This is a genomic window from Actinomadura sp. 6K520 (assembly GCF_004349245.1).
Classification (GTDB): Bacteria; Actinomycetota; Actinomycetes; order Streptosporangiales; family Streptosporangiaceae; genus Spirillospora.
This window is the reverse complement of the sequence record NZ_SMLC01000237.1, coordinates 1-8895: the sequence shown is the minus strand read 5'-3', so window position 1 is coordinate 8895 and position 8895 is coordinate 1. Positions and strand designations below refer to the sequence as shown.

General features: G+C 71.1%; 9 protein-coding genes. 4 read left to right on the top strand and 5 right to left on the bottom strand.

Annotation, left to right across the window (positions count from 1 at the left end; all coding sequences use genetic code 11):
• Nucleotides 1-114 precede the first annotated feature (114 nt).
• From frr to rpsB, 4 genes are all read right to left on the bottom strand, one after another.
• Nucleotides 115-672, bottom strand: coding sequence for a ribosome recycling factor (gene frr / locus E1289_RS34195; RefSeq protein ID WP_165970726.1), 558 nt, complete (start codon nucleotides 670-672; stop codon nucleotides 115-117).
• 89 nt (nucleotides 673-761) lie between these two features.
• On the bottom strand, nucleotides 762-1463 hold the full coding sequence (gene pyrH, locus E1289_RS34190; protein ID WP_131987745.1) for a UMP kinase: 702 nt from the start codon (nucleotides 1461-1463) through the stop codon (nucleotides 762-764).
• Nucleotides 1464-1690: 227 nt separating this feature from the next.
• The gene (tsf, locus tag E1289_RS34185; RefSeq protein WP_131987741.1) at nucleotides 1691-2527 is read right to left on the bottom strand and encodes a translation elongation factor Ts; all 837 of its coding nucleotides are present in this window, start codon (nucleotides 2525-2527) and stop codon (nucleotides 1691-1693) included.
• Between the two features lie 81 nt (nucleotides 2528-2608).
• Nucleotides 2609-3589, bottom strand: a complete 981-nt coding sequence (gene rpsB, locus E1289_RS34180; RefSeq protein ID WP_131987739.1) for a 30S ribosomal protein S2 — start codon at nucleotides 3587-3589, stop codon at nucleotides 2609-2611.
• A gap of 389 nt (nucleotides 3590-3978) precedes the next feature.
• Here rpsB and E1289_RS34175 point away from each other — a divergent pair, with 389 nt between their 5' ends.
• Nucleotides 3979-4668, top strand: a complete 690-nt coding sequence (locus E1289_RS34175; protein WP_131987737.1) for a M23 family metallopeptidase — start codon at nucleotides 3979-3981, stop codon at nucleotides 4666-4668.
• Between the two features lie 121 nt (nucleotides 4669-4789).
• On the opposite strand, the gene E1289_RS34170 is transcribed toward E1289_RS34175, so the two are convergent.
• Entirely contained in the window at nucleotides 4790-5701 is a 912-nt protein-coding gene (locus E1289_RS34170; RefSeq protein WP_243713339.1) for a tyrosine recombinase XerC, read from the bottom strand.
• 155 nt (nucleotides 5702-5856) lie between these two features.
• On the opposite strand from E1289_RS34170, the gene E1289_RS34165 reads away from it, so the two are divergent.
• From E1289_RS34165 to dprA, 3 genes are all read left to right on the top strand, one after another.
• Nucleotides 5857-6210, top strand: coding sequence for a YraN family protein (locus E1289_RS34165; protein ID WP_131987733.1), 354 nt, complete (start codon nucleotides 5857-5859; stop codon nucleotides 6208-6210).
• On the top strand, nucleotides 6211-7761 hold the full coding sequence (locus E1289_RS34160) for a YifB family Mg chelatase-like AAA ATPase (RefSeq protein WP_131987731.1): 1551 nt from the start codon (nucleotides 6211-6213) through the stop codon (nucleotides 7759-7761).
• A partial coding sequence (dprA, locus tag E1289_RS34155; protein ID WP_131987729.1) for a DNA-processing protein DprA occupies nucleotides 7758-8895 on the top strand: 1138 nt, incomplete at its 3' end. The genes E1289_RS34160 and dprA, both read left to right, overlap by 4 nt.

Genomic DNA, 8895 nt, shown 5'->3' with positions numbered 1-8895 from the left:
GGGTGGGGCCGGAGGACGGAAGCTCCTCGGGGGAGGTGTCCGGTGCCTTCCCGGACTCGGCGGCCTCCGGTTCGTCCGGGGAACCCGAGGGCTCCCCGGCATCATCCATCTTCATCAGACTTCGAGCAGTTCTGCCTTCTTGTGCTCGAGCAGCTCGTCGATCTGCGCCACGTGGCGGTGCGTGACGTCGTCGAGTTCCTTCTCGGCACGGTGGACCTCGTCCTCGCCTGCCTCGCCGTCCTTGGCGAGCTTGTCGAGCGTGTCCTTGGCACGGCGGCGAATGTTGCGGATCGCGATCTTGCTGTCCTCCGCCTTGCCGCCCGCGACCTTGATGTACTCCTTGCGGCGCTCCTCCGACAGCTCGGGGAACACCACCCGGATGACGTTGCCGTCGTTGGTGGGGTTCACGCCCAGGTCGCTGTCGCGGATGGCTCTCTCCACCGCCTGCATGGAGGACTTGTCGTAGACCTGGACGATGACCATCCGGGGCTCCGGCAGCGTGAAGGACGCCAGCTGGTTGATCGGTGTCGGCGTCCCGTAGTACTCGGCGGTGATCTTGTTGAACATGGCGGGGGTGATCCGGCCGGCGCGGATGGTCTGGAAGTCCTCCTTGGCGACCGCGACCGCCTTCTCCATCTTCTCCTCGGCTTCGAGGAGGGTCTCGTCGATCACTGTGACTCCCATGTCATCTGGTCGGCCCTGTTCCTAGAGTTCCACACTGCGCTCCGTGCCGCCTCACGCACTGCGGTTCCCGGCTGCGGTCAGCCTTCCGCCGGGCTGACCAGCGTGCCGATCTTCTCACCCCGGACGGCCCGGACGATGTTGCCCTGCCCCATGAGGTCGAAGACCACGATGGGGAGCGCGTTGTCCATGCAGAGGCTGATGGCCGTGGCGTCCATGACCTTCAGCCCCCGCTGTAGAACTTCACCGTATTCCAAACGGTCGAACTTGACCGCGTCCGGATTCTTTCGTGGATCGGCGTCGTAGACACCGTCCACCTGAGTCCCCTTCAGTACGGCCTCTGCACCGATCTCCAGCGCGCGCTGGGCGGCGGTGGTGTCGGTGGAGAAGAACGGCTGCCCGAGGCCCGCGCCGAAGATGACGACGCGGCCCTTCTCCAGGTGCCGGATGGCGCGACGCGGAATGTACGGCTCGGCGACTTGGCTCATGGTGATGGCGGTCTGCACCCGGGTGTCGAGCCCCAGTTTCTCCAGGAAGTCCTGGAGGGCGAGGCAGTTGATGACGGTGCCGATCATCCCCATATAGTCGGCGCGGCCGCGGTCCATGCCGCGCTCGGCCATGACGGCGCCGCGGAACATGTTGCCGCCGCCGCAGACGACCGCCACCTGCACGCCTTCCCGGACCGCGTCCGCGATGGCCTCCGCCACGTGCTGGACGATCTCGGGGTCGATGCCGAGGGGCTCGCGTCCGGCGAAGGCCTCACCGGACAGCTTCAGCAGCACCCGCTTCCAGCCGGCGCGCGGGGCGTGCTGGACGGACGCGTCCCCGCCGGTCTCGTGCCGACCGGGCGCACCGCCGCCGGCCCCTGCCCCGCCGGCCGCGCCGCGTGCGGACGCGTCCCGATCGGACGACGAGGCCGCCGTCGCGCTAGTGGTCGTCTTGTCCGGCACGTCGGCGGCCTCCTCGTTCCTTCGCGTTATCTGTCGGGTACCCCGTTTCCAGGATGCCCCTACGCCTGCCCGACCTTGAACCGGGCGAAGCGGACGACCTGCACGCCGGCCTCGTCGAGGACCTTCGCGATCGTCTTCTTGCCGTCCTTCACGAACGCCTGCTCCAGCAGCACGAAGTCGCGGAAGTAGGCGTTGACCCGGCCCTCGACGATCTTCGGGATGGCCTGCTCGGGCTTGCCCTCGTCGCGGGTGAGCTGCTCGGCGAGCGCCCGCTCCTTCTCGATCGCCTCGGCGGGGATCTCGTCGCGGGTGAGGTACTTGGGCGCCATCGCCGCGATCTGCTGGGCGACGTCCTTGGCGACCTCGGCGTTCTCGCCGTCCAGCTCGACCAGGACGCCGGTGGTCGGCGGCAGGGACGGGTCGGACTTGTGCAGGTAGCTGGCCACGTAGGCGCCCTTGAAGTGGGCGAAGCGGCGCAGTTCCAGCTTCTCGCCGATCGTGGCGCTGTGCTCTTCGATCAGGGCCTGGACGGTCCTGCCCGGCTCGATCTCGGCGGCCAGCAGGCCCTCGGCGTCGGTGACGCCGCTGCCCGCGGCGAACTCGACCACCCGGTTCGCCAGCTCGATGAACTGCTCGTTCTTGGCGACGAAGTCGGTCTCGCAGTTGAGTTCGAGGAGCGCCCCGTCACCGGAGTTCGCAAAGTACTCGGCGACCAGCCCGTTGGCGGCGGTGCGCTCGGCGCGCTTGCCGACGTCCTTGGCGCCCTTGAGCCGCAGCAGCTCGGTGGCCTTGTCGAAGTCGCCGTCCGCCTCGGTGAGGGCGTTCTTCACGGCCATCATGCCGGAGCCGGTCAGGTCGCGCAGCCGCTTGACGTCGGCGGTGGTGAAGTTAGCCATCGCTCTCTTCGCTTCTCTCGTCGTTGGTCGTGGGACCCGCGACGGCCCGGCGGGCCCCGGAGGGCCCGCCGGACCACGGGATCAGGCCTGCTCGGCCTCGGCGGCCTGCGGAGCCTCCTGCGCTTCGGCCGGAGCCTCGGCGGCTTCCGGAGCGGCCTGCGCCTCGGCCGGAGCCTCCGCGGCTTCCGGAGCCTTCGCCTCGGCGGCGGGGGCCTGCTCGGCCTCGGCGGGGGCCTGCGCCGTCGCCTCGGCGGCCTCCTCGGCCGGCTTGTTCTCCAGCAGCTCGCGCTCCCACTCGGCCAGCGGCTCGGCGGAGCCCGCGGCCGCGGCGCCCCCGGCCGGCTTCTCGTCCCCGCCGGACGCGGCGCCCGCGCGGGCGATCAGGCCGTCGGCGACGGAGTCGGCGACGACGCGGGTCAGCAGGCTGACGCTGCGGATGGCGTCGTCGTTGCCCGGAACCGGGTAGTCGACCTCGTCCGGGTCGCAGTTCGTGTCGAGGATCGCCACGACCGGGATGCCGAGCTTCTTGGCCTCGTTGACCGCGATGTGCTCCTTCTTGGTGTCCACGATCCAGATGGCGCTCGGAACCTTCGCCATGTCGCGGATACCGCCGAGGGTGCGCTCCAGCTTGTCCTTCTCACGCCGCAGCCCGAGAAGCTCCTTCTTGGTCATGCCGGAGCCGGCCACGTCGTCGTAGTCGATCTCCTCCAGCTCCTTGAGCCGCGTGAGCCGCTTGTGGACGGTGGAGAAGTTGGTGAGCATGCCGCCCAGCCAGCGCTGGTTGACGTAGGGCATGCCGACGCGGGTCGCCTGCTCGGCGATGGACTCCTGGGCCTGCTTCTTGGTGCCGACGAACAGGATCGTGCCGCCGTGGGCGACCGTGGCCTTGACGAATTCGAAGGCGCGGTCGATGTAGGACAGCGACTGCTGAAGGTCGATGATGTAGATGCCGTTGCGCTCGGTGAGGATGAAGCGCTTCATCTTCGGGTTCCACCGGCGGGTCTGGTGGCCGAAGTGGACGCCGCTCTCAAGGAGCTGCCGCATGGTGACGACGGGTGCCATTGCCCGTGCTCTCCTTCTCTGGCCCTGCCGGGCCGCATTTGGTTGTTCGCCTACGCCCGGGTGCCGCCCCACCGTCGCCGTGGCGACGGACCGAGGGGCGGCGCCCCACCATGTCTTCGGTGGCATGCGGACGCGTGAAATCAGCCGCCGGGATACCCAGGCGGCTGTGCCCGTTACCGGGGCCGTGACCTCTCCGCTCACCGGGAGCGGCTTCTCACCAACCCGCCCTGGGGACGGATCGGCGACGGCCTGGCCCTGGCCGGTGTCCTTTCGGGCACTCCTACAGATTATCAGGGCCCGGACGCGTCCGGGAATCAACGTTCAGCGCGGTTATCCACAGTTGGCGGCGGGCCCTCCGGGCGGTGCGGCGAACCTGCAGGCTCGGGTCCATGACCCTGTTGACTCTGCTCCTGACCTGTGTGATCGCCGCCGGGACGCCGGGCCTGGACGCCTGGCGGTGGCCCTTGGGGCCGCCCGCCCCGCAGGTCGTCCGGGGCTTCTCTCCGCCCGCGTCCCCGTGGGGTCCGGGCCACCGGGGCGTGGACCTCGCGGCGCGGCCGGAGCAGCCCGTCCACGCCGCCGGGCCTGGACGCGTCTCCTACGCCGGCCGGCTGGCCGGACGCGGCATCGTCGCGATCGACCACGGCGCGCTGCGCACCACGTACCTGCCCGTCCGTCCCAGCGTCCGCGTGGGCGGCCGGGTCACGTCCGGCACCCGGATCGGCGTCCTGGAGGACGGCCGGTCACACTGCCCCACACCCTGCCTGCACTGGGGCCTACGCCGCGGCTCCCTCTACCTGAACCCCCTCGACCTGGTGCAGCGCCAAGTCCGCCTGCTCCCCCTCTGGCACACGCCCTCCCCGACGCCTCGCGCGCCCGAACCTGCATCCGAGCCGAAGATGACCCTCCGCGACGCGACCACGGCGACGGGAGGGGCGCTGACAGGCATGGCGTTGGCCTTCACACTGGCCTTCGCCTGGCGCCGCACCCGTGCCCGCTACCGTCTGCACGGCCGACGCCGCCCACCAGAGGGCGTGGTCAACCTCTCCGAAGAACGCCGCCTACGCCGCACCCCCTGACCCAGAAAGTCCCCTACGGGGGGCGGAGGGCAGTCCGAGGGCTTCGGGTTGGGCGCGCCCTGGTTCGCCCTCATGGCAAGGTGCAGGGCGAGCCCGTGGGGCGGGACTCCGGAACGTTGCGCTAGTCGGGCTGGGTGCCGCGGGGGTGGGCTTGGCGGTGGACCTGTTTGAGTCGCTCGGCTGATACGTGCGTGTAGATCTGCGTGGTCTGCAGGGAGGCATGGCCCAGGATTTCCTGGACGCTCCGCAGGTCGGCTCCGCCTTCGAGCAGGTGGGTGGCGGCGCTGTGGCGCAGTCCGTGCGGGCTCAGGTCGGGCACTTGGCCGACCTCGGCTATGCGTGTGTGGACGATGCGCCGTGCACTGGTCGGGTGTAGGCGCCCCCCGCGGGTGCCTAGGAAGAGGGCCGGACCGCTGTCGTCGGTCGCCAGTGCGGGCCGTCCTGCGCGCAGCCAATCCTGGATGGCGCGGGCGGCCGGCTCGCCCAGGGGAACGGTGCGTTCACGGCCGCCCTTGCCGAGGACGCGGATCGTCCCGCGGCCGGTGTCCAGGTCGTCGATGTCGAGACCGCACAACTCGCTCACCCGGACGCCTGTCCCGTACAGGACCTCCAGAACGGCCAGGTCTCGAAGACCCACGGGACCCTGTGCGTCCATCGTGTCGAGGAGGCGTGCGGCATCGTCCTGGGTGAGGACCCCGGGCAGGGCACGCTGCCGCTTGGGCGTGCCGAGCAGCAGCCCTGGATCGTCCTGGAGCAGGCCGCGCCGGTGCAGGTGTCTGGTGAACGCGCGAGCGGCGGCGGTCCGGCGGGCAAGGGTGGCGCGGGAGCGGCCCAGTGCGTGCTGACGGGCGAGCCAGGCGCGAAGAAGCGGCACGTCGAGTTCCGCCGGCTCCGTCGCGCCGACGTCGGCGGCGTAGGCGACCAGGTCGTTCAGGTCCCCGGCATAGGCCCTCGCCGTGTGGGGCGAGACGTCGCGTTCCGCGCGGAGATGCCGTTCGAAGTCGGAGAGTGCCTCCTCTAGCGCGTTGGTCACAAGCGTCACGCTGCGCCAACGGCCTCCGCGAAGCAAGGACCGCAGACCGTTTCGAGCGAGTCGCCGGGATTGTTCTCCCGAAGTTATCCACAGGTGGTCGTTGGCCGGATACGCAGCGTCACGCTCCGGCAGCGTCGAAGGCCGGAGGTGAGGCCATGAGAGCCCATATCAGTCTCGGCCGGCGCGGCGAGGACGCCGCGGCCGACTACCTGGCCGGACTCGGCTGGACGATCGTCGAGCGCAACTGGCGGTGCGACGGCGGCGAACTCGACATCATCGCCCACGACGGCCGCGGTCACGTCGTCTGCGAGGTGAAGACCCGCGGCTCGGCCCGGTTCGGCGACCCCCTCGAAGCGATCACCAAGGACAAGGCGGCCCGGTTGCGGCGTCTGGCCGGGCGATGGGCCGCCGAACGGGGCGCCGGCGGCGCGCGCGTGCGGGTGGACGTCCTCGGCCTCGTCGCGGACGGCGACGGCTTCTCGATCGACCATCTGCGGGAGGTGTGCTGAATGACGCTCGCCAAGACCCGATCGGTCTCGCTCGTCGGGGTCGACGGCTTCGTGGTGGACGTGGAGGCGGCGATCACCAGCGGCGTCCCGGGCCTGCACCTGGTCGGCCTGCCGGACACCGCGCTCAGCGAGGCCCGCGACCGTGTCCGCGCCGCCATCTTCAACTCCGGTGAGGATTGGCCGAACCGCCATGTGACGGTGTCGCTGTTCCCGGCGAGCATGCCGAAGAAGGGCTCGACATTCGATCTCAGCATCGCGATCGCGTTGCTCGGGGCCGCCGAGGCGGTCCCCGCCCGCGCGTGCGCCGGGCTCGTGCTGATCGGCGAACTCGGCCTGGACGGACGCCTGCGTCCCATCCAGGGCGTCCTGCCCGCCGTGCTGGCCGCGGCGAACCAGGGCTGCGACACGGTCGTCGTCCCGAGGGCGAATGCCGCCGAGGCCGAACTCGTCCCGGGCATGAAGGTGGTTTCCGCGAGCACGCTGCGCGGCCTTCTGTGCTTGTTGCGAGACGAGCCGCCGCCCATCGAGGAGGACGAGGACGGCCCGCCCCCGCCCACGGACAGTCCCGCCCTGCGGCAGCAGGACATCCCGCCCGACCTCGATCTGAACGACGTGCGCGGGCAGGCCGAGGCACGCCGGGCGCTGGAGATCAGCGCCGCCGGAGGGCACCACCTGTTCTTCGCCGGCCCACCCGGCTGCGGGAAGACCATGCTCGCGGAACGGCTGCCGACATTGATGCCGCCCCTGGAACCCGACATCGCGCTGGAGGTCACCGCGATCCACTCCGTCGCGGGGACCCTCCGGCCGGGCCAGCCGCTGATCACGCAACCGCCGTTCTACGCGCCGCACCACACCGCATCGCGCGCCTCGATGGTCGGCGGCGGCTCGGGCCGCGTCCTCCAGCCGGGTGCCGTGTCCCTCGCGCACCGGGGGATCCTCTTCCTCGACGAGGCTCCCGAGTTCATCGCGGGCACGCTCGACGCCCTCCGCCAGCCGCTCGAAGAGGGCGAGGTCCGGATCAGCCGGATCGAGGGCATGGCGCGGTTCCCCGCGCGGTTCACGCTCGTCCTCGCGGCGAACCCGTGCCCATGCGCAGCGGCCAAGCAGATCGACTGCTCGTGCGCCCCCGGTGTCCGCCGCAAGTACGCGTCCCGCCTGTCCGGCCCGCTTCTCGACCGCATCGACCTCAAGCTCGAACTGGCGCCCGCGACCCGTGCCGAACTCCGCTACGACCTGGAGTTCGCGGAGTCCAGCAAGGTCGTCGCCGAACGGGTCCAGCTCGCCAGGGAACGGACGCTCAGCCGCTTGGCAGGCACCCCGTGGCGGTCCAATTCCGAGATCCCCGGGCCGGAACTGCGCCGCCGCTTCACACCTCCCGCCGACGCGATGCAGGGCGCCGACGAGGCCCTGCAAAGGGGCACGCTCAGCGCTCGCGGCCTCGACCGCATCCTGAGGGTCGCCTGGACGATCGCCGACCTGGCGGGCAACGACGAACCCGGCCCGGACGACGTCGGCGGCGCGCTCACGCTGTGGTCGGCGGGGCGCCCATGAGCGACGAACGGACCGCCCGAGCCACTCTCACCGCCGTGGCGGAGCCGGGTGACACGTTCCTCAACCGGATCATCGACCATTCCGGTGCGGAGCGGGCACTCGAATCGATCCGCACCGGCTCGCTTCCCGACGGCGTCATCGCCGACACGAAGGAGGTCAAACGGCTCGGCCAGTGGCGCATCCGGCTGATCGCCGCCGAACCGGACCAGGACCTGGCCGTGTGCGCCGGGTTCCGCGGCCGCCTGATCTGCCCTGGAGACCCCGAATGGCCGACGACCCTCGACGACCTCGGCGACGGACGCCCGTACGCTCTGTGGCTGCGCGGCCCCGGCGACCTTCGCTACGGCTGCCTGCGTTCGGTCGCCGTCGTCGGTTCCCGCGCCGCGTCCCCCTACGGGCTGCGCGCCGCCGCCGACTTCGCCTCGGAACTGGCCGACCGGGGCTGGACGGTGATCTCCGGCGGCGCCCTCGGCATCGACGCCGCCGCCCACCGGGGCGCCCTGGCCGCCGACGGCTCCACCGTCGCCGTCCTCGCCAACGGCGTCGACGTCCCGTACCCGGCGTCCAATGAGGGGCTGTTCGCGGAGATGGCCCGGCGCTGCCTCCTGGTGAGTGAGTCGCCGCCGGGCACCCACCCGCATCGCCTCCGGTTCCTCGTCCGCAACCGGGTCATCGCCGCCCTCTCCCGCGGGACGGTCCTCATCGAAGCGGAGGCCCGGAGCGGAGCGCTCAACACCGCGGGCTGGGCGGCCAAGCTCGGCCGCATCGTCATGGCCATGCCGGGCCCTGTCACCAGCCGGACGTCGGTCGGCTGTCACCGGCTGCTGCGCGAGGAGGGCACCACCCTCGTCACCCGCACAGAGGAGATCATCGAGGCGGTGGGAAGCATCGGCACGGACCTCGCCCCGCCACCGCACACCCCCGTCCTGCCCCGCGACCGCCTCGAACCGGTCACCCGCTCCGTCCTGGAGGCGTTCCCCGCCCGCGGCGCCACCGGCCCCGCCCAACTGGCCGTCAAGGCGGGCGTCGATCTGACCACGGTCAACGCCAAGCTCGGCCTCCTGGCGGCAGCGGGCTTCATCGAACGCGTCTCCGCAGGTTGGCGCCTCACCAAGTCAGCGAAGACCCCGAAAT